The sequence below is a fragment of the Dyadobacter sp. 32 genome (assembly GCF_902506755.1).
GTDB lineage: Bacteria > Bacteroidota > Bacteroidia > Cytophagales > Spirosomataceae > Dyadobacter.
On record NZ_LR735258.1, the window covers coordinates 3193094 to 3218561 of the forward strand.

Annotated in this window: 23 protein-coding genes; 20 read left to right on the forward strand and 3 right to left on the reverse strand. The window is 44.2% G+C overall.

All coding sequences use genetic code 11. From position 1 onward, the window contains the following. Positions 1–4: 4 nt before the first annotated feature. The gene (locus tag DYADSP32_RS13015) at positions 5–562 is read left to right on the forward strand and encodes a Uma2 family endonuclease (protein ID WP_149242328.1); all 558 of its coding nucleotides are present in this window, start codon (positions 5–7) and stop codon (positions 560–562) included. Positions 563–669: 107 nt separating this feature from the next. Here the strand turns inward: DYADSP32_RS13015 and DYADSP32_RS13020 are convergent, their stop codons facing one another. Beyond that, positions 670–1329, reverse strand: coding sequence for a hypothetical protein (locus tag DYADSP32_RS13020; protein ID WP_149242327.1), 660 nt, complete (start codon positions 1327–1329; stop codon positions 670–672). Positions 1330–1538: 209 nt separating this feature from the next. Between DYADSP32_RS13020 and DYADSP32_RS13025 the strand changes: the two genes are divergently transcribed. The 6 genes from DYADSP32_RS13025 to DYADSP32_RS13050 all read left to right on the forward strand — a co-directional run bounded on the left by DYADSP32_RS13025 (position 1539) and on the right by DYADSP32_RS13050 (position 8920). Beyond that, on the forward strand, positions 1539–4958 hold the full coding sequence (locus DYADSP32_RS13025) for a HEAT repeat domain-containing protein (RefSeq protein ID WP_149242326.1): 3420 nt from the start codon (positions 1539–1541) through the stop codon (positions 4956–4958). Between the two features lie 337 nt (positions 4959–5295). Then, entirely contained in the window at positions 5296–6342 is a 1047-nt protein-coding gene (locus DYADSP32_RS13030; protein WP_149242325.1) for a hypothetical protein, read from the forward strand. A 6-nt stretch (positions 6343–6348) separates the two neighbouring features. After that, the gene (locus tag DYADSP32_RS13035) at positions 6349–6678 is read left to right on the forward strand and encodes a DUF6984 family protein (RefSeq protein ID WP_149242324.1); all 330 of its coding nucleotides are present in this window, start codon (positions 6349–6351) and stop codon (positions 6676–6678) included. 185 nt (positions 6679–6863) lie between these two features. Next, the gene (locus DYADSP32_RS13040; protein WP_149242323.1) at positions 6864–7985 is read left to right on the forward strand and encodes an ATP-binding protein; all 1122 of its coding nucleotides are present in this window, start codon (positions 6864–6866) and stop codon (positions 7983–7985) included. A 500-nt stretch (positions 7986–8485) separates the two neighbouring features. Then, positions 8486–8698 (forward strand): hypothetical protein, encoded by a 213-nt coding sequence (locus tag DYADSP32_RS13045; RefSeq protein ID WP_149242322.1) that lies wholly within the window; start codon positions 8486–8488, stop codon positions 8696–8698. 33 nt (positions 8699–8731) lie between these two features. Further along, positions 8732–8920 carry a hypothetical protein gene (locus DYADSP32_RS13050; RefSeq protein ID WP_149242321.1) on the forward strand — a complete coding sequence of 63 codons (189 nt, stop codon included), beginning with the start codon at positions 8732–8734 and terminating at the stop codon, positions 8918–8920. A gap of 215 nt (positions 8921–9135) precedes the next feature. On the opposite strand, the gene DYADSP32_RS13055 is transcribed toward DYADSP32_RS13050, so the two are convergent. Further along, positions 9136–11700, reverse strand: a complete 2565-nt coding sequence (locus DYADSP32_RS13055; RefSeq protein ID WP_149242320.1) for a TonB-dependent receptor — start codon at positions 11698–11700, stop codon at positions 9136–9138. A gap of 387 nt (positions 11701–12087) precedes the next feature. On the opposite strand from DYADSP32_RS13055, the gene DYADSP32_RS13060 reads away from it, so the two are divergent. The 6 genes from DYADSP32_RS13060 (at position 12088) to DYADSP32_RS13085 (ending at position 16095) form a co-directional block, all read left to right on the forward strand. Next, positions 12088–12552 (forward strand): RpiB/LacA/LacB family sugar-phosphate isomerase, encoded by a 465-nt coding sequence (locus tag DYADSP32_RS13060; RefSeq protein ID WP_149242319.1) that lies wholly within the window; start codon positions 12088–12090, stop codon positions 12550–12552. A gap of 202 nt (positions 12553–12754) precedes the next feature. Beyond that, positions 12755–13438, forward strand: a complete 684-nt coding sequence (locus DYADSP32_RS13065) for a hypothetical protein (protein WP_149242318.1) — start codon at positions 12755–12757, stop codon at positions 13436–13438. Between the two features lie 105 nt (positions 13439–13543). Continuing rightward, positions 13544–14062, forward strand: coding sequence for a hypothetical protein (locus DYADSP32_RS13070; protein ID WP_414617730.1), 519 nt, complete (start codon positions 13544–13546; stop codon positions 14060–14062). 167 nt (positions 14063–14229) lie between these two features. Continuing rightward, positions 14230–14820, forward strand: coding sequence for a hypothetical protein (locus DYADSP32_RS13075; RefSeq protein ID WP_149242317.1), 591 nt, complete (start codon positions 14230–14232; stop codon positions 14818–14820). 96 nt (positions 14821–14916) lie between these two features. Next, complete coding sequence (locus DYADSP32_RS13080; protein WP_149242316.1) at positions 14917–15693, forward strand: IS5 family transposase; 777 nt, start codon at positions 14917–14919, stop codon at positions 15691–15693. 69 nt (positions 15694–15762) lie between these two features. Next, on the forward strand, positions 15763–16095 hold the full coding sequence (locus DYADSP32_RS13085; protein WP_414617731.1) for a DoxX family protein: 333 nt from the start codon (positions 15763–15765) through the stop codon (positions 16093–16095). Positions 16096–16116: 21 nt separating this feature from the next. On the opposite strand, the gene DYADSP32_RS13090 is transcribed toward DYADSP32_RS13085, so the two are convergent. Then, entirely contained in the window at positions 16117–18819 is a 2703-nt protein-coding gene (locus tag DYADSP32_RS13090; protein WP_149242314.1) for a hypothetical protein, read from the reverse strand. Positions 18820–19041: 222 nt separating this feature from the next. Between DYADSP32_RS13090 and DYADSP32_RS13095 the strand changes: the two genes are divergently transcribed. From DYADSP32_RS13095 to DYADSP32_RS13125, 7 genes are all read left to right on the forward strand, one after another. Then, positions 19042–19992 (forward strand): fasciclin domain-containing protein, encoded by a 951-nt coding sequence (locus DYADSP32_RS13095; protein ID WP_149242313.1) that lies wholly within the window; start codon positions 19042–19044, stop codon positions 19990–19992. Positions 19993–20071: 79 nt separating this feature from the next. Continuing rightward, positions 20072–21118, forward strand: a complete 1047-nt coding sequence (locus DYADSP32_RS13100; protein ID WP_149242312.1) for a histidine kinase — start codon at positions 20072–20074, stop codon at positions 21116–21118. Positions 21119–21150: 32 nt separating this feature from the next. Beyond that, positions 21151–21915, forward strand: a complete 765-nt coding sequence (locus DYADSP32_RS13105; RefSeq protein WP_149242311.1) for a LytR/AlgR family response regulator transcription factor — start codon at positions 21151–21153, stop codon at positions 21913–21915. Positions 21916–21946: 31 nt separating this feature from the next. Further along, a complete protein-coding gene (locus tag DYADSP32_RS13110) occupies positions 21947–22660 on the forward strand; it encodes a hypothetical protein (RefSeq protein WP_414617732.1) in 714 nt (237 codons plus the stop codon). Between the two features lie 184 nt (positions 22661–22844). Continuing rightward, complete coding sequence (locus tag DYADSP32_RS13115) at positions 22845–23561, forward strand: SDR family oxidoreductase (RefSeq protein WP_149242310.1); 717 nt, start codon at positions 22845–22847, stop codon at positions 23559–23561. Position 23562: 1 nt separating this feature from the next. Then, entirely contained in the window at positions 23563–24207 is a 645-nt protein-coding gene (locus DYADSP32_RS13120) for a flavin reductase family protein (RefSeq protein ID WP_149242309.1), read from the forward strand. Between the two features lie 10 nt (positions 24208–24217). Beyond that, positions 24218–25465 carry an NAD(P)/FAD-dependent oxidoreductase gene (locus DYADSP32_RS13125; RefSeq protein ID WP_414617733.1) on the forward strand — a complete coding sequence of 416 codons (1248 nt, stop codon included), beginning with the start codon at positions 24218–24220 and terminating at the stop codon, positions 25463–25465. Positions 25466–25468: the final 3 nt, after the last annotated feature.

Sequence of the window (25468 nt, forward strand, 5' to 3'; positions counted from 1 at the left end):
AAGTATGATACTTCAGCCAAAATCTCAGGTCATTCCCCAAAATTTCGAAGAATTCCTTCTTTGGGAGCCTGTGGATGGTTTCAAATATGAATGGAACGATGGTGAAATTATCAGGTTTGAGAAAATGAAGAAAAAACATTTATTTATTATAAGAAGATTACAGCAGCTATTTTTCAGATCTGTTTCCTTTTCCAAGGGAGCTGCACTTATAATGGAGCAGGATGTCATGCTGACGGGCATCCAGGTGCGCCGGCCCGATCTGGCTTATTTTAGTGGTTCGCAAATTGACAATAGCTTAAATGAAGAAGAACCAATACCTGAATTCTTAATTGAAATCATCTCTCCTACCGACGACGCCATCAAGATTGAAGAAAAGTTAGCCGAGTACTTTAAGTCCAGCGTAAAAGTCGTTTGGCATGTCTATCCTGAAAATAAGGTTGTGTATGTGTATACCTCTCGTAAGCAGGTAAAAATATGTACAGACACCGATGTTTGCAGTGCCTCTCCTGTGCTCTCCGATTTCGATATACCTGTTAACGACCTCTTTGCACTGCCCGCATGAGTTTTAAATGGCGTTGGCGAAGTCAAGTTTGTAGGAGTTAGAGAAGTCAACTTTTGGAAAGTTGACTTCTCTGATGGAAAGTTGACTTCTCTGAATTTTTGTACCATTCACTCAATATCCAGAGGGGCACTGTAATAATACGCTGTCATCTCTTTATGGATTCGCATAAATTCCTCTCTGCCACCAAACCATTCCAATACCTGATTCCTTTGCAAAATAGTCGGTTTCATTGAAAGTATTGACCTATAAGATGACCATGGATACGATTCAAAATCCTTTCGCAGTCCATGTTTGACAACATTTGCATGATGATAAACAATTACTTGAGTAAAATGCTGCTCATCTTCCACACTTACCCTTCTGAATGGATTAAGGAACAAGGCTCCCGACCTTTCAAATCGCTTATTGTAGGCCATGGCATAAGAAATGAAGAAATCTTTAAACTGAAAATCACATGCCTCCGAAAAGGAAATTTCGTTCTCAATAAATCTTCTTTGGTGTAATTTCAGATCTTTATATGGTATCGTATTAACATAGCGTACAAGTGATTCATTATCGACAGTTTTGACAAGCCAGTGAACGTGGTTATCCAGCAATACATAACTGTAAGTCTCAAAATATCCCCTACTATACTTAGCATACTTGTTTAAAAAGTAGAGTCTGTTTTCGTCATTTCTAAAAAGGGTAACATTGCTGATCGCTTTACAGGTAACGTGAAGAAATTTATTCTCACAGAATGGCTCCTGATATCTTTCATTAATAGGCATTTGTTTGATAATTTTAGCATATGAAGTGTATTCGAAATGTATCTCAAATTTATGGAGAAGTCAAATTTGCCCAATGTAAATATGTCAACTTTGTAGGAGTTAGAGAAGTCAACTTTTGGAAAGTTGACTTCTCTGAAGCTATCACAAACAGTAAATATCAACAGCATACACGCTTTATTTTATAATCTTGCATTAAAGTACTTCACTAAATGAATCTCAAAAAATTCTACCGAAAACCGGTTGGTTTGCTTGCCTTGACTGCCCTTGTGGTGGTTTCCTGTATGAAAATGACCCCATCCGGCTCTTCCAAAATTGACAAAGCTTTGGTGGTGATCAAAGAAGATGCAGCTACAGGAAAAGCCAGAGCAAAGGAAATCCGGGATAAAGTATCCGTTAAACTTGCTGATGGTCTCAAACTTGATCTATGGGCGTCCGATTCCCTGGCTCCGGATCCGGTAGCCATTGCCATTGACGACCAGGGCCGTGTGTATCTGAACAGAACCAATCGACAGAAAAATTCGGAATTCGATATACGTGGACATCGTAACTGGATGACGCCCTCCATCGCCCTGGAAACCGTCGAAGATCGGCGACAATTTCTGAGAAGTACCTTTGCTCCCGAAAAAAGCAAGGAAAATGAATGGCTGAAAGACCTCAATGGTGATGGAAGCCATGACTGGAAAGACCTTACCGTAGAAAAAGACGAAGTTTGGCGGGTTGAAGACACGGACAACGACGGCCTTGCCGATAAATCGACGCGAGTTTTAAGTGATTTTTTTGAAGAAATATCGGATGTCGCCGGGGGTTTGCTGGTACGGGCAAAGGATGCTTTTGTAGCGATCGCGCCCGATGTATGGCGTTTTCAGGATATCAATGGCGACGGAGTTTGGGACAAAAAGACGTCCATCAGCCATGGCTACGGTGTTCACATCGGTTTTGGCGGGCACGGTATGTCCAACCCGATTGAAGGGCCAGATGGAAAGATCTACTGGAATATCGGTGATATAGGTGCAAACATCACCACAAAGGAAGGCGTTAATCACAAGCGTTCCAATGAAGGGATCATAGCCCGCGCCAATCCCGATGGCAGTGATTTTGAAATATTTGCCGGTGGTTTGAGAAACACCCACGAGTTTGTCTTTGACGAATACGGCAACCTGATCAGCTCAGATAATGACGGCGATCACCCCGGCGAAAGTGAGAGACTGGTGCACGTGGTGGAAGGGTCAGATGCCGGATGGAGATCCAACTGGCAATATGGGAAATATACCGACCCAAAGAACAACCTGTACAAAGTATGGATGGATGAAAAATTATACAAGCCACGCTGGGACGGACAAGCTGCCTACATTATCCCACCGATTATGAACTTCCATAACGGCCCGACAGGTATGCAGTATAATCCGGGTACGGCATTGGGCTCAGCCTGGAAAAACAAATTCTTCCTTGTTGAATTCGTAGGAAATCCTGCCCGCTCGCCAATCTGGTCATTCGGCCTGAAACCCAAGGGCGCATCGTTTGAATTGGATGGAGAACAAAATATCTTGAATGGAATTCTGCCGACCGGAATCCGGTTTGGGCCTGATGGTGCACTTTATGTCGCCGACTGGATCAATGGATGGGATACAAAAAATTACGGACGTGTATGGCGACTCGATGTAAGTGACGACAAGAATGACCTGAAAGCCATTCGTACGGAAACTGAACGTTTGATTCAACTCGATTACCCTGCACAAACGGAGGAAATGCTACTTTCCCTTTTGTCTAATGCGGATATGCGCATCCGACAAAAAGCGCAATTTGAACTTGCTACCAGAGGTGCTAACGGTGCAACAACGCTAAGCAAGGCAATTACTCAAACCAGTAATCAACTTGCCCGGATTCACGGGATCTGGGGAATGGGCCAGCTGGCGCGTCAGGACAAGGCGTACGCAAATACGATGCTCGCGCTTTTGAAAGATTCAGATGAAGAAATCACCGCACAGGCTGCCAGAGTATTGGGTGACGCCAGAATAGCCGAAGCAGGCCCCATGCTGATACCCATGCTTAAAAGCCAGAATCCGCGGGTTCAGTTTTTCGGAGCCCAGGCTCTGGGCCGGATAAAAGATAAAAATGCCATTCAGCCATTGCTGGATATGATCAAAGCCAACAATGACAACGACGTGTATTTAAGGCACGCAGCCGTATTGGCGCTATCACGTATTGGCGAAGTGGAGCCTATAGCAGCGCTGGTGAATAGCCCTGAAAAATCGTTACGTGTCGCGGCAGTTCTGGTGTTGCGTCGTTTGGCGAGTGATAAAGTAAGCTTGTTCCTTAAAGATCAGGATCAGTACGTTGTTACCGAAGCAGCCCGGGCCATCAATGATGATCTTTCAATACCCGCGGCTCTGCCTGCCCTTGCTGCCACACTACAAGAAACTCGTTTCTACTCTGAACCTCTACTTCGTCGTGCGATCAATGCTGCCTTGCGTGTAGGGGGAGAGAAGGAAATGAACCACTTAATTGCATTTGCTACCCGAAAGAATGTAGACAAAACACTTCGTTCGGAAGCACTTGCCACACTTGGAAGCTGGGCCAATCCTTCGGTATTGGACCGTGTCGACGGACGTTACAGAGGAGCCATCACACGCGATCCCACCATACTGAAAGCGCGTGTGAACCAAATCGTGAAAGGTCTCCTTGACGAAGGCAACCCTACTATTATGGTGGCGACAGTGAAGATGCTGGCCGAGATAGGCGACAACAGGCAGAATGAAGCAATGAACTGGCTGTTCGTTACCGAAAAGTCTCCTGAGGTTAAATCCGCCGTTCTCACTGCGCTTCATACCTTGAAATATGATGGTATAGAAAGGGTGATCAAACAAGGCATGAACGATGCCAATGCCGACGTCAGAACAACAGCCCTTGGACTTGTCGACGGAACTATGCTTTCGAAAGATGCATTGACCGACATCTCGAAAGCAATTTTTGAGAAAGGGAGCGTGAAGGAGCAACAACAAATGCTGAGAGTACTCAGTGCCACACCTGCTGCCAAAACCGAAACCATACTGGACGGACTTATCACCAAAATGGTGAATAAGGAGCTTCCCAATAGCCTTGCACTCGAACTGACCGAAGCCGTAGATTCTACCAGATCAGCTTCATTAAAAGCGAAATTGGCACCTTTGAAATCAGGAAGCAGCCTGGCAGATTACACGGAAACACTCTATGGTGGAAATGCTCAGGCGGGAAGGCGGTTTTTCATGACCAACTCTGCCACGGAATGTATTCGTTGCCATTCTGTTGGCGGACAGGGCGGTGAAGTAGGACCCAACCTTTCCAACGTTGGCAACACACTTACCAGGGAACAGATCCTACAGGCCATGATCGAACCTAGCGCTCGCCTGGCGCCCGGCTATGGCATGGTGGTTCTGACCCTGAAAGACGGACAGTCGGCAGCCGGAATTCTCACTTCGGAAAATGATCACGAACTGGTGCTTAAAACATCCGAAGCCGAACCACTCAAAATTGCAGTATCCCGCATTGCGAAAAGAGACAACGTACCATCCAGCATGCCGCCAATGGGCGCCATGATGACCAAACGGGAAATTCGGGACGTGGTGGAATTTTTAGCTGGATTGAAGAAATAGGTTTTGAAAACCTGGTTTAAAGAGCGGTGTTCCATGGACGGGCATCGCTCTTTTTAGTTTTCCAGGGAGCCTTTCATTCCCACAATATCATAATTTTACCGGATTACAATCCAACAATATCATAATAACACCGGGAATTGAAATTGAGAATACGTGGAAATACATCTAAAATGTCAAGGTTTCTTCACAAAAACAACGTTGACAATTTCCCGTCCTGCATCAGCCTCTCGTCTTAATCTCAGAAATTACCAATACATTTCAGCAGCGAAACAGCACTGTAACAGCTTAAACATACCTGGCATTAAAATTGATGAATGCAGGAAAGTAAAATCTACGAATGGAATTAGATAAGAATCAGGCGAAGGTCGTTAACGAAGCGATTCAGTTTTGGGAAGAAGATAACAAAATCACCCCGGAATTGGCGAAAGAGCTACGTGCCAGCTACACACTTCGCAATTCAAATGCGGACGCGATTTCGTCCTACGCACTTATTTCTGCCATCTCCTGTGGTCTGCTTGCATTTGGCGCACTGGTAATAGACGAAAAATGGATCGAACTGCTTCGAAAAAAGTGGGGATTTTCAGAAATGATTGTTGGCATAGGCTTTACTTTACTGGCACTCCTGTTTGTTATTCTGGCCAAACGCAGAAAAAGTAAATCCACGGGCTCCAGTGCGAGCAACGAAACCTACAACATCACCATCGTGTTGACTGTGGGCATTGCGATCACGTACTGGACACGCAGTTTTTCCAACTTCAACGGCAACTATGCATTGCCTTTGCTCCTGGCAGCGGCTTCTTACGCGATCATAGCCGTATTACTGGACTCCAAACTGCTGTGGGTGGTGATGCTTGTGGCCCTTTCCGGCTGGTGGGGCGCACAAACCCACTATTGGTCAGAAGGAAGTTTCCGGTTTGCAGGCATGAATTACCCTTTGCGAATGACCGTTTTCGGATTAATCATCTGGTGTGCATCATGGATCGTTGGACGTGTAAAGTCGCTGAATTTCTTTGCAAACTCAACGTATACAATCGGGTTATTTCTCTTCCTCGTGGCCGCCTGGACCCTTTCAATATTCGGGAATTACGACGATCTGGAAGGATGGAAAATGATCAGGCAAGGGCACTTTTGGTACTGGGCAGTTGGATTTACAGCTTTGCTGGCCGGACTCATCATTTTCGCATTCCGGAATAAAAATGATACATTAAGGGATATGGCCCTGATATTTTTCCTGCTCAATATCTATACACGTTATTTTGAATATTTTTGGGATCGAACCAATAAAGGAATTTTCTTTGCCGTGCTCGCGGTTTCATTTTGGCTGGTAGGCCGTAAGGCCGAACAATGGAGAAGCAAGGAGCGAAGCCTGGAAAAGATAAAATAATACCACATGAATGAGAAAAGACCCATCCGAGAAAAAGAGACAAAACTGATCCATTTTCTGCTCAAACACCTGAACCTGGATCCTGATCAGTATTTTGTTAGTGATTTGGTAGAAGAATACGAAGGTGGAAAAATGGGCAGTATCAGCCTGGGCGGAAATGCCGATGCATACGCCGGTGACCTGATACAGGTAGAATATATGGATTCGGACGAAACACCCGTTGTGATCACTTTAACACACGATGACCAGAATCAGCTACTGGATCTCGATTTCTGGAAAATAGATTTTTCTCGCCTTATCGAGTACCCTGTACCCGATAAGATTATTTTCAAGTAAACATTCCCGACGACGCTCGTAACCAAGCACACGAGTAAGCCAAATGAATTTTAGCTAAAGAGACGGTACTATTCTGTGTATCTCCGAAATACTTACCCGACTTTTTAGGAATGAATTCCCAAAAAGTAGATACTTTTTGGGAATTCATTCCTAAAAAGTTGTACTTTTAGTCAAAATTCAACATTATGATTGATCGTTTTTTAGAAAAAAGGATACAATCCAGATTGTATCAAGGCAAGGCAATCATACTATTGGGTGCCAGACAAGTCGGCAAAACGACATTACTTCATTCAATTTTTAACAACCAAAATGATACCCTGTGGTTGAACGGAGATGAAGCTGATGTACAGGCACTCTTTGAAAATGTGACTTCTTCACGGCTTAAAAACATATTCGGTACTAAGAAAAATATCATTATTGACGAAGCCCAGCGAATATCCGATATCGGCTTAAAACTGAAACTAATTACAGATAATATCAAGGACGTTCAACTTATCGCCACGGGAAGTTCGGCGTTTGAGCTGGCAAACAAAGTCAACGAACCTTTGACAGGACGGAAATGGCAGTATAACATGTTTCCCCTATCATTTGGAGAAATGGTGGAGCATCATGGACTGCTGGAAGAAAAAAGATTATTGCAGCAAAGACTCATTTATGGATATTATCCTGATGTGATAAACCAGCCATCCTCGGAAAAAGAGACACTTAAACAACTAACTGACAGCTATTTATATAAGGATATCTTAATGTGGGAAAATATCAAAAAGCCCGAAAAATTATTGAGATTATTACAAGCGCTAGCCCTTCAGGTAGGTTCACAAGTTTCATTTAACGAATTGGGGCAGCTAACCGGGCTTGACAACAAAACGGTTGAAAAATATATTAACTTACTGGAACAGGTATTTGTAATCTTTCGACTGGGGTCTTTTAATAGAAATCTCAGAAACGAACTAAAAAACAGTCGCAAGATCTATTTCTACGACAATGGAATAAGAAATGCATTGATCGCCAATTTTAATCTTCCCGAACTTAGGACAGACATCGGAGCATTGTGGGAGAATTTCATCATCTCCGAGCGAATGAAGTACATTAGTTACAAAGGAATTTGGACAAATAATTACTACTGGCGCACCAAAGATCAAACCGAGATCGACTACCTGGAGGATATGGATGGGACGCTTCATGCCTATGAGTTCAAATGGAGTCCCTCAGCAAAAGTTTCCTTCCCCAAAAGCTTTTCAAACAATTACCCCAATTCAGAATTTAAGGTGATTCACAGAGAAAATTTCGAAGACTTTATATTGTAGACTATCGTAAAAACCCTAAGCGTAGACTTACGAATTCAACCCTCAAAAGCTGATCAAATCCCAAAAAGTAGGACTCGCTCACCTATTCGGCTTGGATACATTCAACAATGATGTCCTACTTTCTGGAGCATCCTGTCGGAAAAATTGCTACCAGAGACCCCAGCAGTAATAATTTTCTCATCGGCAAAGGAATTGGTTTATTGTTTTGACCCTCACATGCTGAAAATATTTGTAACCCATGGTAGATAAAGTGACCTGTCCAGCCATCTTCCGGGTGTGTAGGGGATATTTGACCAGTTCCACAACTGGGATTCAAACTCCCCAACGTAGTATAATCATATAAAATATTGCAATCAGCTGATTTACAAAACGTAAAAAAAAGTGGCTAACGCTCACACCTGCGAAATTCCACACTTCTCTGAACTGGCACATTTATTTATAATTATAAAAGGAAGGAAAGGATTAAGGATCGCACATTAACGAAAACAAGATCAACGATTATGATAGCTACACTTGGTAACAACGCAGTGAACAATCTAAAGGCAGGGGCCGTGTTAACGGTTACAGGGGCCAAATCGACGATGGATGCACAGAAAGAAGTAGCTGACTTTCTGCTGTTAAATCACCGGGAGGATCTGGACTATTTCCTGATCTCAAAAAATTACTTTTTAATTTATTCAAAGCCCGGACAGTTGGTTCCGGCACTAGCCTGACACTTACATTCATTTATATTCCAATTGAAACACATGATCCATTCGGGAACATTCAAACTCTGGGGACAAAAACTGATCAACGTAATTATTTACAAAGAAGACGTACTTAAAATTTCCCCCATTAAAAAAGGTCGTGGCTGCATCATTTATCTGAAGAACAAGGTACCGTATCAGGTAAATGAAAGTGAACGTGAAGTATACAGAAAATTGAATTTGGCCTGATAAGGCAAAACATAGCCATTGAAAAATAAAGTGAGCAGACGCTGTGATGAGCCGTGTCTGCTTTTTTTATGATCAAATGACTTCCCAGCGGCTTTCAACCCGGGAGCCCGGAAAATGAAAAAAGCCCGCTCTTGGGGCTCTTTTCAAACAAAATATTAAAACCGGCATTTGGCTTTACCGAACATTCCTTAGCAAATAATTATCTGCAAGGAACATCAGAATGAATACCTGAGCGTAATGCCATACGTACGCTGATCTCCAACAATACCTGCATACTGTCCGTAGCTCCCTGGGGCAGCCAGGAGTTGCTCATAATAGTTTTTGTCAAACAGGTTTCTTCCCCACAAGAAGAAGGTAAGCCCGTTGGAAGCTCTGAAACCCAGCCGTGCGTTGGTAAGCGCATATCCGTCAATATTCAAGTATTGTGAAGGGGAAGGACTTGACGAAAACTCAGACCGTAAAAACTCATCCACACCCAGGAAGTAATTGCCTTTCAGGCCCAGCAGTCCGCCCTTCACCACTACTTCACCACCTATTGATCCCGACCATTTGGAAATGCCTGGTAATCTTCCGCCCGAAACATCTTTAAAAGCCTGAGTGCCTCCTACTTCTTCCAAGGGTACAGGGGCATTGGCAAAACGCACATACTTACCGTCTGTATAAGCTACTGCTGCGTTAAGTGTGAGGGCACTGAAACGTACATTACCATCCAGCTCTATCCCCTGCACGCGTACTTTTTCGGCATTGGCCAGATAGCCGCGATTTACACCCGGCTCTGGTGTTTGCACCTGTGTCTGGTAATCCCGGATATCCGAACGATAGACCGTCAGATTCAGCACCGAGTTGCCTGTTGGCTTCGTTTTGACACCAAACTCTTTATGGTCCACATACTCCGGTTTCACATTGGCAAGGTCGATCAAAACCTGTCCATTGGCTGTTGGCAGTCCACCCACATTCACCCCAATGGGCTTGTATCCAATGGAGTAGGTTGCGTATGCATTTACATTTTTAGTCGCCTTGTATTGCAGTGACAGCTGACCGGAGAAGTTTCCTTCAGCATAATCCGTGTTGAACGCCTGGTTGGAATACACGCCGGCTTTTAACGCAAGTAGCGCTGCGTCCGTGGTCTGTAATCCGCCATAGGCAACCCGGCTGTAATCAACAACCTTCTTGTCATAGTTGTAACGAACGCCTGGCAGTACATGAAGTTTGTCGGTTATGGCCCAGTCCGCCTGCGCGAATACGGCTAAACTGGTGCTTTTGATCTGGTTGGTTGTTCGTATACCAAAATTGTCAAACAGTCCGGGCGTTTTCCAGTTTGCGTTGGTATTGGTCTGTGCAAACCTCCATTGCGCTGATCCCGCTTCTTCGGTTTGAACCGGATCCGAAGTCAAATCCTGCCAAAGGCCAAATACACCAACAACACCGCTCAATTTAGGGGAAATTTTACCGGAGTACCGTATTTCCTGAGACCACTGGTCATGTTTCGAGTTCCCGGAAGATATTGTAAATACAGGCAATCCGATGTAATCCCGGTCATTCAATGGCACCCATTTCCAGTAACGCCATGCCGAGGTCGACGTAAGGGTTCCTCTGCCAATTTTTATATCTGCATTCACCGAAACACCACCCAGCTGGTTATCGGCCTTGGAAGGCGTATCCAGATCCAGCTTACGTTCGAACGGGCTTTTGTAGGGAATGGTGTACCCCAGGTCAGCTATAATGTTATTGAACTGCCGCAAAGAAGACCTTTTCGTGGTCACAACCCCAGCCACCGGCCATCCGTAGCCCGTAGGCTTTTGATCCGAAATATCACCGATCAGGGTAATGTTTACATTTTCATTCGGCGAGTAGAGCAACTGCCCTCTTACACCGATGTTGTTGATATCATTAATCGGCAACTGCGTGTGTACATTGAAGAAAGTACCGTTGCGTTGCGTGCCGGTAAAGGAGACCCGTGCAGCCAGTTTCTTGCTCAACGGCCCTGTTACCGATGCTTTTGCCTGAATGAAACCCAGGTTACCATAGCTGAGCTCAAAATTCGCACCTGTGGAAAAGCCGGGAGCGCGTGTGGTAATGTTGAAGGCACCTGCCGTTGTGTTTTTGCCAAAAAGTGTCCCCTGTGGCCCACGCAATACCTCCACACGTTCAATGTCGATGAAATCAAGCGCTGTGGCGGCAGGGCGGGCGTAGTACACTCCGTCTACATAAAAGCCTACCCCCGGATCCACGCCATCGTTGGTTAACCCGAAAGTGGAACCTAAGCCACGGATATTGAGGGTAGTGTTACGCGCATTGGATGCATATAACTGTACGGTGGGCACCAGTTCCTTGAGGCGGTTCACATTAAAAGCACCAGCATCCTCAGCCCTTGTTCCACCGATTACAGAGATGGGAATGGGAACGTCCTGAGCGGATTCCTGGCGACGTCTTGACGAAATCACCACGTCATCAAGCTGATTGTCGTTGGGTAAAAGTTTGATTATCACCTTGCTCTCATTGATCAATATTTCCCTTTTGAGGTAACCCACATAAGATACAATGAGCGTAAAGGGTAGTTTTTGACCGGTAATCAGACTAAAATCTCCGTTTACGTCGGTCACATCTCCGTTGGTGGTGCCTTTGATCGTGATCGTTGCTCCAATCAACGGTTCATTGGATCGTTCATCCAACACTTTACCGCTTACGGTGGCATTGACAATGGTATTTTCCTGTGCTGATAAAAACAGAGGTATCAGGATTGCCCCAACAAGCAAGGTGAATTTTAAAAATTGCTTCATTTCAATTGATTTTGTGATGTTTGTTATTCTTACTGTGTATTCTTCGGCTGCCTCTGTCAGAAAAAAAAACCGAAGTGCCTTGGGGGCATCTGAAAGCCCTTTTTTTACAACCTTGGCGCAAATGTACAATTATAGAATATATATAGTATATAGATTTAATAGATTTTTTAAAATTATTTTTCTGACAGAGAATTGTCAAGGTTTCAGGATACCTTCCGGTGTGTGGCGCAGGAATAAAAATATGACTATTTCTTGTTCCGTTCATTTTTCTTAACCTTTTCTCGCTGCATAAATTCGGGCTGAAACAAAAAGCTGCGCCATACCCGTTGCATTCTACCCTAAACAAAACGAAATTGCCTTTGAGGAAAGAACCAAACCAGTTGTAATATGAAAATTGGACTAGCTGCCGACCATGGCGGATACGAATTGAAAAATGTGATGCGCGATTTTCTGATCGCCAGGGGGCATCACATCACCGATTTTGGCGCGTACGCGTTGAACAACCAGGACGACTATCCCGACTTTGTGATTCCACTGGCCAAAATGCTGGCAGAAAAACAGCTGGACCGAGGCATAGCCATTTGCGGAAGTGGTGTAGGCGTATCCGTTGCAGCAAACAAGGTACCCGGTATACGCGCCGCGCTGATCAACGATCACTTCTCCGCGCATCAGGGTGTAGAAGACGACGACCTGAATATGCTATGCCTGGGCGGACGTGTCACAGGTTCCGAAGCAGCCAAGGAACTGGTGATTGCATTTCTGGAAGCGAGGTTTACTGCTGAAGAAAGGCATGTGAGAAGGCTTGGGAAGGTGAAGGCGCTGGAGATGGGTGGCTCTGAGCTTGCAGAATAAACTGAACGGTTCAATGCGCCTTAATCTGTAAAAAAAATGGGCGTTAATCTAATTTTTATCAGACGCAAGCGATACAGACTGCGGAAACATTTCTTTTAATGATTATATTTTTAGCTTACATAGTGTAGATATATACAAAAGGTACGACATATCTTTCATATATTACAATGTTATTAGCCATTTTAATACGACCAGAAATTGAATGAGATTTTCTAATAAAGCATATAAGTACCTTGTCAAATTATCACGAGATAAGGAGTTTGTAATTTCAGAAAGACAACTCATAGTAGATTACTTGAAAAGTCAAAACATTCAACCATTTGACAAAATAGTTGAATTTCAAATGGACTTTTCGGGACTTCAGTTGACAGTAACTAATAAGCCGAGTTCGACTTTTAACGCAAGTCTTTTTTCTGTGGCAGACATAAACCATAATGAACCGATTGGCACCATAGAAATTGAAGGGCGATTATATTTTTATTGCGGCGACCATAGGACTGCTCAGTTATGGTTCGTGGTTAGTGAAAACGGGCAAATTGGCACATACGACAATAATGATGAAAAGGTAAATTTAATTGCTTCATCGTTTGACAAATTTATCGAGACTTATGCATTTGAAGATTTATTAGGGAAAAACAAAAAATATGAACATCCCTATTATTACGATTTAATAGACAATGATAGTTTTGAAATGCTTGTAACAGATTACTTTCATCACGACAAAGCAAGTGACAAATATAATAAATGGTTATCAAATGACAACCTCATAATTCATAAAGGGACTTGGTATGACAAACCAGCATTTACTATTCATGTGTATGGTGACGACAACGAACAATGCGAAACATTTATTAAAATGCTTAAAGAAGAAAAAATAGTTTCGTGACAAGGAAAACGGCTTTTAACACGGGTTTGGGAAAAGTGGCGATTCAGTACTCCGCAGACACAATTGTGGTTAATCAAAGTTTAGTTCTCCGCATCAACATTTGTGGTGAAAATCGCCACCTTCGTCAAGCCCGAAAACGTTGGTGGTTATATTAAGACGACAACGAAAATGATTGAGATTTATCCAAATCCCTGGGACTTTCACAATACTGACAAGAAACTTGTTTCAGCAGGCCATTATCATAAAGTTGTGTATTACGACCTAAACGAAATTGCAATGGGAGCTCCAATCGGTGGACAATGTTTCTTAGAAACTGCTGACAATAAGAAATTTAAAATACACGACTGGTGTGGCGGACCTGCTGCTTGGGAAACAGACGGACAATTGGCAGCAATTCCTATCTGGACACGAAAATTTTTAAAAGGAACTGTTCAACAAATCGGTGTTTTGGACACAAGGAATATGGAACTTAAAATATTTAGAAAGACATTCAGAGTTCTTGACATTCGCTCCTTTGACAGAACGACTATCTATGGATACGATAGCCCGATTCACAATACCGAAACCGTAACTTTTGACACCAAAAAAGAAAAAATTGAGACGTTAATTAAACTGGCGCAATGAAAAATAAAGCAGGTAACAGGCGTTTGGCAAAAAAGCGGGTTCAGTGCTCAGCTGAAGCTATGTGCGTCGTCTCAAGTTCAGTGCTGGCAGACAGTTTAGTACTTCGAAATCCGCTTCTTCGCCAAGCGCCAAAACGTTAGTGGCAAATTTAAAAGACACGATAATCAATGAAAATAGATAAAATTAAAATTGTGTTTGCTCTTTTATTCTTATGTTTTAGAACATCTTTTGGACAGAGTGAAATGAATCAAACTTGTGACTGTTACAAAATAAAGTTTGTCCTGAAAAACAGTTCAGCAGCCGACTCGACAATACATCCAGTTTTTCAAAAACATGGGTTTCAATTGATTGAAAACGGTGGCTATGACTTTGTAATTAATGGAAAGAAATATTTTCAATCATTTTTATTAAGTATAGACAATTCAAGTTTTAGTATATCGCAAAACTGGACATTTGAAAATGGTAAGCTATACACAGCCGACACTTTAAACTTTTCCGCCACCGATAAAATTGAGGTTCGCTTAGTGACGATAGACAAAGGTGTAGGTGGACTTCCATTTAAAGTAGGTAAAGACTATGATGTTAGTTTTGTTAAATCCGACAAAATGTGCAAAATGAAATATGCCAACATTGACTCAAATCATGAGTTTGACGGGCTATTTTACTTTACAAGCTATGGTTGGAAGAAAATGAAAATGAAAAAAGGTAAACCGTTCCTTTGCGAAGCAACTGGACAATATCAACTCAGAAGGAGGTGAGAAAATCTGCAACTAACAAATTGAGCTTAAGAGCGTGTTTGGGATTTGAGAAATATGAGGATCGTATCATCTTTGTGGTGACGAAACCTTAAAGAGTTGATTAAACAGTACAGTAGACTGACCGACCCTCAATGGGTAGCAATATCGGTATTTTTAGATACAAAACGTAAACGAAGGATTGATTTACGAGATGTCATGGATGCGATTTTTTATATTTTGAGAACTGGTTGCCAATGGAGAAATTTACCTGATAGCTATCCTCACTGGCAGGCTGTATTTTGGTACTTTTCAAAATGGAAGAAGACAAATATCTTCGAGGAAATTAATATAATTCTCAACAAACAAGATAGAAAGAATAGCGGTAGAGATGAAAATCCTGCTATATTTAGTATTGACAGCCAATCAGTTAAACTATCTCGTATGATTTGGGAAGACCGTGGCGTAGACGCACACAAGAAAGTAAACGGGCGAAAAAGACAACTTCTTGTTGACAGTGGTGGCAGGCTTTGGTTTGCCAGGGTTCATGCTGCAAACCTACATGATGGTGCCGCTGCATTAGGCTTTATGGCAGATATTATTTGCCAAAACGAACGCTTGGTTAAGATTTATGGTGACCAGGCATATGCAGGAGTATTTGCAGACGAGATTGAAAAACATAAGATCAAATTTGAAAAAGCCGCCAAGCCAGAATCAACCAAAGGCTTTGTACCAGTTGCTAAACGATGGGTGGTCGAAAGAACAATTGCCTGGTCAAATTTCTGCAGAAGAATTGTCAAAGATTATGAATATACTACCTCTTCCAGTACAGGATGGTTGTATTTGGCAAATATTCAGATCATGTTGCAACGAGTTCACCCAATTTGCCAAACTTAATTCCCAAACACGCTCTAAACCCAACGTAATTTACGGAGTTGCGCTTAAAGATGGCTTGCCCAGGGAATTTTGGCAGTTAGCCTTGTGTGGTCAAGTACGACGAAACTATTTCAGTCCGCCGATAAACTAGCCCAAATGTGGCCCTGGACGGCAGAAAACGCTGCGCTGGTGAAATTGACAGGAGTATTGGATTTATTGGCTGGGATGGGATTGATATTACCTAGCTTACTTCGCATTCAACCCAAACTGACAGTATATACCGCTTACGGAACCATGGCACTCATGGTTGCCGCAAGCGTTTTTCACATAACCAGAGGGGAAACCTCTCAGATCGGGATCAACATTTTCTTTGCCATAATTGCCGCTTTCATTGCCTGGGGACGGCAGGAACCAGAAACGTAACGCTGCAAACCGCTGAGCTACCTAATATTCAAGCCTCACCCGCGCCTCACCTTTAAACCCATCCACGGTTACCAGTTCCGTTTTCGGATCGAAGGTCCCGCCAGTCACTTTGACCGGCAACTTATTCTGAGGATGTGGAACCCGGATCAGCAATTTCTCCGGTTTCCGGTCAGTTGTACTGGATACAGTTGCTTCGATAAAACCAAGTTCAAGATGTGACTGGATTCTGGCATCGATGGGCCCAAAATAGCTTTGGACATTTTCCAGTACTATTTCCTTACCGTCTTCCATCCAGGTTCTGGGGATTGTGCCAAAGAGTTTCAACGCCGCCCCGTCCTCCATGTACAACATCCAACGGGTCTCCATCAGAAACCATGCTTCCTCATGGGTTTTATGGGCGCTCACTCTGAAAAGATGTTCCCAAAAAGTATAGGTTTCACGGTCGGCGTGCGCAGCGAAAGTGTTGTAATAAGTACTCAGGAAAGGCTTGGTCATGCCCAGTTTGGCCTGCATCCAGTTGTGCCGGCTGTAATACGGCTGGCTGAAGGCTGCGTTGCCCTGGTAAAAAAGCTCACTGTTGTAATCCAGCAACGTTTTTGCGGCCGGTTCAGTCACATCCAGCACTTCACAAAAAACCAGATACATCGGGCCGAGCATCGCATCCGACACACCAAAAGTACCATGGGACCAGAAGCTTTCCTCTTTCAGATAAAGTGCACGCAATCCCACGGTTTCCGTCCACGGGGGAGCGGTGGGGCTCCACGTGCCATCCCCTAATGGTACCACAGGTGAGAGCGCCATGGTATTAAAAAACGACTCCCGGATATCCTGTTTCCATGCCTGTGCTTCGTTTCTCACACGGGCTGCTTCCGCTGGATTTGTATGGTCCAGAATTTCAGCTACGCGCACCAACCCAAGATAGGCGTAGCCATTCAGCATAAACTGATGAAAATGATCTTCCGGGTCGGCTACCTTGCCATCAATCATCCCGAATCCCCTACCCTTCAATTCAGGCCGTTTGTTTTTGTTACGCCACGCAAAGAGATAATCGCAGGACTTGATCAATTTAGTCTGTACTTCGTTCGCCCAGGACAGGTCTTTTGTATACCGGAAATATTCACCCATGCTCCACAGTGCCGCACCGGTTTCGACCATGTATCCGCCAAAGTTTTGAATAAACCCGTCTTCGTGCTGCTTGTCGAGGAAATAGTTGAGCGATCGTTTGGCTACATCATTCAACCCCATCGACGCATAATACTGAATGATGGGTGCACTTTCTGTACCAATGGGAGAATACACCCCGATGCTCGGCGCGAGGGTTCCGTTAGGCTCATTGCCATAGGTGATCAGATCCAGATGCAGCAAACCCGCCTGAATCATTTCATCAATTCGTTTTTCAGGCACGCTGATCTTTGCGGCGTTTTTCAGCTTACCCGCCCAGAATGACTTGCTCTCGTTTATTCTCTCTGCATAAGAAACGCCGGCAAGTTTGTGCGCGCGCTCAGCAGGTAGCGGACTATGTGGGAGAAAAAACTCAAAAACTGCGGTTTCCCCGGGTTTCAACAAGATGGCCATTTCCTCATTGGCGAGGGGTTTACCGTTCAATGCGGAAATACAAAAAACCTTTCCGTCGGGGAAAATGGAAAACCCCGTTTTGGCATCAAAAGTATATGGAAACTTGTGCCACCAGCCTGTCCCCGGGCGGGCTGTCTTTATCCAGGCGTACCGTGGCACCGACCCGGTGTTACGTATCTCGGATTTGAAAAACAAAACCGTTTCTTCATCCGTATCCAACGCAGCCGGTGTTCTTGTTTTCAGCGCCTCGCCCTGCTCTTTGGTAAACATGTGCCCCCCACTGAAACTATCCGCCACCAGAAAATCAGTCCCTTTCAATGCGGTAATGGCCGACTTCTCCAGTGCTGCGAACATGGTTGAGTGATAGACAATGTCGTCGTCTGTCAGTTCAGAATGCAGAATAGGCATCACACCCTGTTCCAGCCTTCTTTTCACATTCTCCTGAACACCCACTCCCCTGCCCATGGAATAGAGGTAATTAGCCGCCTCATTTTTCATCTGAGGCAGTTTCAACGACGACGATGATCGCTTGGGGGCAATCATATTGGCTTCACCTTTAGCTGCATCCGTCAGACTTTCCGAAATTTCAAATAGCCTGAAATCCCTGCTGACACCCAGCCATGTAGGTACGGACATCTTTTTCACCTTGTCCGCAACCGCGGAAAACGAAACTTCCGGTTCTGTTTCGATACGCTGAATTTTAGTCCGTAATTTCTGATTAAGAACAGCTTGTTCAACTTCTGCGAATGACCTTGGGTCACTTTCCGATAATACAATTACACCATATTGGGGCAGGTAAATGGGGTACTCCAAATGCACATCACGGGTAAAAAACGAAAACGGATGAGCTGCAGTCTGAACAGAAATGATGGTGGCATTAGGACCAGGCTGGTCTTTAACCCCCTCGACCAGAATACTGATACGATTGTTATCACCAGCCGAAAAAGTGAAACTGCTCCCCTTTACTTTTCCCTTTCCCTTTACGATTTCCACTTTCTGAATATTTCCATGCTGTACCTGAATCGTGCCTGAGGGCATGCCGGACTTCCATTCGACAAATATTCTTTTACCCGTAGGCTGGCCGGATAATGACCTGGTACAAATGGCTAAAACAAAAAAGAAAATCAGGCAGCTTTTGGTTCGGGTCATAGGAAAGTGATGGATTTCGTTGTATACCGTACTCCATTCGACAGGATTGGACTATTAAATCAAAAAGCAGCAGCCATTCCAGTTCTCCCGTTCACTCCGTCAATTAACACGCTTCACTCCCTCCTATGTTACGGTCGGTTCTTCTTCAGAAATAAACAAATGGTGAAACGGGTTAATCAAGGTAGCTAAACAAATTAGTCCACAATCATAAATCCGATTACTATGAAATCTTTAAAAAAATTAGTCACACTCAATAAGTATTTGCTGGCAGCTGGTCTTGCAGCAACTTTTGTTTCTTGCAAAGATGATGATGACATGCCCGGCACGCCGGCAGTCGGAAACATTGCCGCCGTGGCTTCTGGCGATGCTCAATTTTCCACTCTGGTTGCAGCACTGACCAAGGCTGAACTCGTTACCACACTACAGGGAGCAGGTCCCTTCACAGTATTTGCGCCCAACAATGCCGCATTTACCAAAGCGGGTATCACCAGTCTGAACACATTGACCAAAGAAGCACTGACTCCCATTTTGACTTCCCACGTGGTGAGCGGAGAGGTGAAAGCAGCCGATGTAAAAAGCGGGGTTGCCAAAACGGTCAATGCCAATAATGACATTTACCTGTCAAAAAACGCTGATGGTGTTTTTATAAACGGTAATATCAAAGTGATTGCCACGGATGTGGATGCATCAAATGGTGTGATTCACGTGATAGACAACGTGATTGTCCCCCCTTCAAAATCTCTTGTTGAGGTAGCACAGGGCAATGCTGATTTCACCGAATTGGTTTCACTTGTATTAGCGGCTGATCCTGCGGTGGCTACGGCACTTTCTGCCGCTTCTGCAACAGGGTTGACTGTATTTGCTCCCACCAATGCAGCGTTCACAGAGTTGTATAAAACAACCCCGAAGGCAACCTTAACTGCTCCTGCCAACAGAACCTTGCTGACTAATGTACTGCTTTATCATGTAGTTCCCGGCCGTGTATTCTCCACTGACCTTCCCAATGTAACAGGCGAGGTAGCTACGGCCAACCCAAGTGGTAAGGTAACTTTCAACCTTTCCGGAGGTGCGAAGGTAATCGGGAAAACAAGTGGGAACTCCAACATTACTGCTGCCAATATACTGGCCACCAACGGGGTGATACATGTCATTGACAAAGTCCTGATGCCCTAATTTTATTGACTCGGAACATTGGTAAACCCTATGATTTTAGGTAGTTTACCAATGTTTGTCATTTCATCCCAAAGTCACCATGTTCTCCATCAGATATCGGTATTTGTTTATGATTCTGCTCGGAGGGTATTCTTTTCTGAATACCCTTCTGGTAGAATCTTTTGAGCATTATCCGATCATCACGCCAAAGCCGGTAATCCTGCTGCTTTTTATTATCTTGACGATTGCGATTTGGGAAGGCAACCGGCTACTCGATAATTTTCTGGCCAGGCTTGACATTAAATCATTTTGGAAAAGGATCAGCTATGGTTTTGGAGCCAGCGTGGTGGCCGTTTTCTTTACAACGCTGATCCTGGGTGGTATTACTTCGTATTTCACCATATCACACCACTGGAGGGATTGGATTCTTCCCATGAAACTGCTCCTGATGTTCTGTTTTCGGGTCAATCTGTTTCTCAACACGATCAATATCATATTTCTCTATCACCAACAACTCGAGAAAAGTAATCAGGAAATAGAAAACCATAAGAGAATAAGTAGTCAGGCTCAGCTTCAGGCGCTTAAAAATCAGGTCAATCCCCATTTTCTATTCAATAATCTGAGTGTACTAAGCGCACTGATTCCACTGGATGCGAACACCTCGGTGGAGTTCGTAAGACAATTTTCCAATGTTTACAGATATGTACTCAAGAGCCCCGACAAGGAGATTATTGAACTAAAAGAGGAATTAAATTTCATCGAATCCTATCTTTATCTGTTAAAAACCCGGTTTGAGTCGGGCCTGGTAACCACCATCCATGTGAATAAAGATTGCCAATCAGCCTATATCGTACCTGTGTCGTTACAGATGCTCGTTGAAAATGCAGTTAAACACAATGTCATCGGCAAAAACAAACCATTGCACGTGGAGATTATCTGTCTGGACAACGAAACGATTACGGTCAGAAACAATCTTCAGCGCAAAGAGACCCGGGACCAGGAGTCGACCGGTTTGGGACTGAACAACATTGCCCAGAGATATATATTCCTTGGGCATCATGGCCTGGAAGTCAAACAAACGGATCAGCAGTTTAGTGTAACCATACCTTTGATAAGACCTACACACGCTTCTTTTTTTGAACCATGAATTTTACTCATTTAATATATAGAAGGTAAACCATGAGAGTTCTTATACTGGAAGATGAAGCCCTCTCTGCCAAAAGAGCTTCGCAACTCCTGCAGGAATTTGATCCGACCATTGAAGTAGCAGATATACTGGAATCAATAGAAGAAGGCGTATCCTGGCTGAGTAAAAATCCGGAGCCGGACTTGCTTTTGCTGGATATTCATTTATCCGATGGACTTTGCTTCCGTATTTTCGAGCGAATTACAGTGAACAGCCCAGTCATTTTCACCACTGCTTATGACCAATACGCTTTGCAGGCCTTTAAGGTTAACAGCATCGATTACCTGCTGAAACCCCTGGATAAGACGGAACTTCAAAACGCACTGATCAAATATCGGAATCTGAATGCAGCACGTGGCGGTATCTCGCTAGCCGATATCCGAAAAATTGAAGAAAATATGCTGTCATTCAGCAAAAAATACAAACACCGGTTTTTGGTCAAGTATGCCGACACCATACTTTATAAAAACATAGAGGAGGTGGCCTATTTTTATGCAGACGACAAGGTGGTCTTTCTGGTAACTTTGGAAGGACGTAAATATTTGATCGATTATAACCTGGAAAGCCTGGAAGAACTTCTTGATCCGCACCTTTTTTTCAGGATCAACCGAAAAATTATCGCCCGCATTCAATCCATTCAGAAAGTAAAAACGCTGCTTTCGAGCCGCCTTCAGGTATTTCTTAAACCTGCATTTGAACAAAATACTTTTGTAAGTCGGGAAAGAAGCCCCGACTTCAAAATATGGCTGGACAACTGATTCTCAGACAAAATAATCCCTTTTCACAAAAATGAAAAATACGTTTACACTCACAATACTTTTTGTCCTGTACCTTACCATCGTCTCTTTTGGCCAAAAAAAGACACACGTAAGGGTTTTGCTTAAAAATGGTTCTGTTATAAGAGGTAATATACTTGAACCGGGGCCTCCTGTTAAACTGGAAATGTTTGATAGAAGTATCCTTACCTTCCTGGCGGATGAAGTGGACAAAGTAGAAATTGAAAAGTATGTAAATCCTGGTATTCGCTACAAGGAGAAAGGTTTTGTACACTACACCGAGCTCGGTCCGCTAGCGATGAGCAACAGGGCTTCCAATGGTGTAACCACCTCGGCGTTTTCCTTTCAAACCACAAATGGATATAAATTTAACCAATGGCTTTATACTGGGCTTGGCGTTGGAGCCGATTTATATGCCGTTCAAACATTCGTCCCGATAGTCCTTAGTGTACGGGGTGACTTTACGCGGAAGGGCGACAAAATACCTTTTTACTTTATCGAAGGTGGGTATGGATTCAATGCCACGTCCAATGATGTGGACAGCGTGCGCTTTGGCGGAGGGCCAACCGTAGCAGCCGGAATCGGTCTGAAAATACTTTTCAGCAGCAACACCGGTTTTACCATCTCGGCAGGATACCGCTTTCAACGATCTTCCGTACAACAGCTGAATATTGAAAAAAAAGAAGACTTTAACCGTTTGACGTTGAGGGCTGGTTTCTCATTCTGAGTATATTACAAAAGTAATAGGATGATCCAAAACAAGCGGCTTACCCATATAATGACAGGTGGAGAATAAGGAGCGATACGGCTAGAACAAGATCACGGACTGTTTCAATGAGCACCTCAAAGCGTTTATTGCTTGACAAACCTCTTTTCGAAAGCAATTAGGAATTTTTAAAATATATTGGTTAATGAATTATAAAGGAAAGAATATCCTGGTTGTTGGTGGAAGTTCAGGGATTGGTTTATCCCTGGTTAAACTTTTACACCAGAACGACGCAGTAGTGTATGTGATTTCGCGATCCGGGACTGTTGATTTGCCGGAGGGTGTTAAATACCTGGCAGCCGACATAACCGGAGACCTTGAGTCGATACCCGCATTTTTGCCGGAAAAGCTGCATGGATTGGTCTACTCGGTGGGGAGTATCAACCTGAAACCCTTCAACAGGCTGTCGGCAGACGACTTTTTAAACGATTACCGTGTCAATGTCCTGGGGGCAGCCCGGATTATCCAACAATCACTCAAGCCCCTAAAAAATGCGGCAGGTGCATCTGTTGTTCTGATCAGTTCTGTGGCTGCTACAACCGGACTGCCTTACCATGCCAGTGTATCCGCAGCGAAGGGCGGCTTGGAAGGTCTTGCCCTGGCATTGGCAGCTGAATTGGCAGTGCAACAAATACGGGTGAACGTAGTGGCCCCATCCTTGACAGATACGCCGATGGCTCAAAACCTGCTCAGCACACAGGAAAAACGTGAAGCATCCGCAAAAAGGCACCCCCTGGCCCGATACGGACAACCGGAAGACATCAGCCAAATGATCGCTTTTTTGCTTTCTGAGGGTAGTAGCTGGATGACAGGCCAGGTTATTGGCATTGATGGGGGATTGGGTAAATTAAAAACTGTTTAACATGGTAAATATCAAAAGTGCTCAGATTGCTGCGTTAGAAAAACATTACAGGATCAGTCTGATCAACAGTTTAGTTGGATTTAAATCATTAAATCTTTTAGGCACAATGAATAGCGCCGGGGTTACCAATCTGTCTTTGATCAGCTCTGCCTTTCATCTGGGCGCCAATCCCCCACTACTGGGCATGGTGATAAGACCGGAGCGTGAACATAACGACACACTCAAAAATATCCGGGCAACGGGCCAGTATACCCTGAATAATGTATTACCCGCATGGTACAAGAAGGCGCATCAAACCAGTGCGAGCTACCCTTCGGGCAGATCCGAATTTGAAACCTGCGGGTTTGACGAACAGTATATCCAGGGCTTTGAAGCACCTTTTGTACGGCAATCCAGCATCCGGATCGGCTTAGTACTGCGCGAAATCATCGATATGAAAATCAACGGAACCACTATTGTCGTCGGTGAGATTGTGGAAATACTTACCGATGACAACCTGATAGGCCCGGACGGTACAGTGGCTCATGTAAAAGCAGAAACCATGACTGTGGCGGGGTTGGATGCCTATTTTCTGCCACAATCCGTGGGACGGCTGTCTTACGCCAAACCGGGGACTGAGCCAAGGGAGCTTTCAGAACCCAATTAAAACGTTCTCCATGGAGCTTAATAAAACAGATGTAATCATTGTAGGTGCGGGGTTGGCTGGCCTTACGGCTGCAAAAGTGCTGAAAGCAGCGGGAAAATCGATTAGAATCCTGGAAGCATCTGATCAGGTGGGTGGCAGGGTGCGGACAGATTCTGTGGACGGCTTCCTACTTGACCGTGGCTTTCAGGTACTGCTCACCGCCTATCCAGAAACCCAAAACTTTCTGGATTACAATGCCCTGGATCTCCGCCGGTTTGATCCTGGCGCGCTGATATTGAACGACAAAGGAACAACAAGGATTGGTGACCCCTTGAGACAGCCCGGCACTTTGATCAGCACGTTGTGCTCGCCAGCGGGTACGTTTGGTGATAAAATGAGAATGCTGGGGCTAAAAGCAAAGCTTGCCGGCAAAAGTATCGACGAGATTTTTTCGGATAAAGAAACCAGCACATGGACCTATCTTAAAAATACCGGGTTCAGCGACCGTATACTAAGTCAGTTTTTCAAACCGTTTATGACGGGTATTTTTCTGGAAGACAAGCTGGACACTTCAAGCCGGATGTTTGAGTTTGTGTTTAAAATGTTTGGTGAGGGCGATGCGGCCGTTCCAGCCAAAGGTATGGGCATGATTCCGTTACAATTAGCCCGGGACTTGGCTGTTGATGAAATTGTTTTTCACCAGGAGGTTACAGAAATTGATGACCACAAGGTAAGGACAGTTTCCGGCTCGGTCTACGAGGCAGGCTCTGTGCTCATAGCTACAGATCAGCCGCATTTGCCCAAACCATTTCAGCAGACTGTAAAATCAGGGCATTCGGTTACCAACATTTATTTTACCTCGAATACCAAACCATTCAAACAACCTTTAATTGCTTTGAATAGCCGACCCGGAGCATTAGTCAACAATATGGCTGTGATGAATCAGATCTCACCTGATTATTCCCAAAATGGAGACTCCCTAATTTCCCTTTCGCTGATCGGAAATCATTCAGGCATCGACGGCACTGCGCTTGTAGAACAGGCTTCACAGGAAATGCAACGCTGGTTCCCAGAGGCAATCGACTGGAAACATCTCAAAACCTATCACATTCCCTACGCGCTGCCCAATGACGACAAGGTAACCAATGAGCCGGATCCTCAGGTGAAAAAGTGGAGTCCTCACTGTTTTGTATGTGGGGATTACCTGATGAATGGGTCGATCAACGCTGCGATGAAAAGCGGGAGACTGGCAGCTGAAGCAATATTAGCCACTACCTGATCA

What these genes read in the sequence shown, in the direction of transcription:
- DYADSP32_RS13015 (WP_149242328.1), top strand. Translation starts at nt 5, where the DNA reads ATGATACTTCAGCCAAAATCTCAGGTCATTCCCCAAAATTTCGAAGAA.
- DYADSP32_RS13020 (WP_149242327.1), bottom strand. Translation starts at nt 1,329, where the DNA reads ATGCCTATTAATGAAAGATATCAGGAGCCATTCTGTGAGAATAAATTT.
- DYADSP32_RS13025 (WP_149242326.1), top strand. Translation starts at nt 1,539, where the DNA reads ATGAATCTCAAAAAATTCTACCGAAAACCGGTTGGTTTGCTTGCCTTG.
- DYADSP32_RS13030 (WP_149242325.1), top strand. Translation starts at nt 5,296, where the DNA reads ATGGAATTAGATAAGAATCAGGCGAAGGTCGTTAACGAAGCGATTCAG.
- DYADSP32_RS13035 (WP_149242324.1), top strand. Translation starts at nt 6,349, where the DNA reads ATGAATGAGAAAAGACCCATCCGAGAAAAAGAGACAAAACTGATCCAT.
- DYADSP32_RS13040 (WP_149242323.1), top strand. Translation starts at nt 6,864, where the DNA reads ATGATTGATCGTTTTTTAGAAAAAAGGATACAATCCAGATTGTATCAA.
- DYADSP32_RS13045 (WP_149242322.1), top strand. Translation starts at nt 8,486, where the DNA reads ATGATAGCTACACTTGGTAACAACGCAGTGAACAATCTAAAGGCAGGG.
- DYADSP32_RS13050 (WP_149242321.1), top strand. Translation starts at nt 8,732, where the DNA reads ATGATCCATTCGGGAACATTCAAACTCTGGGGACAAAAACTGATCAAC.
- DYADSP32_RS13055 (WP_149242320.1), bottom strand. Translation starts at nt 11,700, where the DNA reads ATGAAGCAATTTTTAAAATTCACCTTGCTTGTTGGGGCAATCCTGATA.
- DYADSP32_RS13060 (WP_149242319.1), top strand. Translation starts at nt 12,088, where the DNA reads ATGAAAATTGGACTAGCTGCCGACCATGGCGGATACGAATTGAAAAAT.
- DYADSP32_RS13065 (WP_149242318.1), top strand. Translation starts at nt 12,755, where the DNA reads ATGAGATTTTCTAATAAAGCATATAAGTACCTTGTCAAATTATCACGA.
- DYADSP32_RS13075 (WP_149242317.1), top strand. Translation starts at nt 14,230, where the DNA reads ATGAAAATAGATAAAATTAAAATTGTGTTTGCTCTTTTATTCTTATGT.
- DYADSP32_RS13090 (WP_149242314.1), bottom strand. Translation starts at nt 18,819, where the DNA reads ATGACCCGAACCAAAAGCTGCCTGATTTTCTTTTTTGTTTTAGCCATT.
- DYADSP32_RS13095 (WP_149242313.1), top strand. Translation starts at nt 19,042, where the DNA reads ATGAAATCTTTAAAAAAATTAGTCACACTCAATAAGTATTTGCTGGCA.
- DYADSP32_RS13100 (WP_149242312.1), top strand. Translation starts at nt 20,072, where the DNA reads ATGTTCTCCATCAGATATCGGTATTTGTTTATGATTCTGCTCGGAGGG.
- DYADSP32_RS13105 (WP_149242311.1), top strand. Translation starts at nt 21,151, where the DNA reads ATGAGAGTTCTTATACTGGAAGATGAAGCCCTCTCTGCCAAAAGAGCT.
- DYADSP32_RS13110 (WP_414617732.1), top strand. Translation starts at nt 21,947, where the DNA reads ATGAAAAATACGTTTACACTCACAATACTTTTTGTCCTGTACCTTACC.
- DYADSP32_RS13115 (WP_149242310.1), top strand. Translation starts at nt 22,845, where the DNA reads ATGAATTATAAAGGAAAGAATATCCTGGTTGTTGGTGGAAGTTCAGGG.
- DYADSP32_RS13120 (WP_149242309.1), top strand. Translation starts at nt 23,563, where the DNA reads ATGGTAAATATCAAAAGTGCTCAGATTGCTGCGTTAGAAAAACATTAC.
- DYADSP32_RS13125 (WP_414617733.1), top strand. Translation starts at nt 24,218, where the DNA reads ATGGAGCTTAATAAAACAGATGTAATCATTGTAGGTGCGGGGTTGGCT.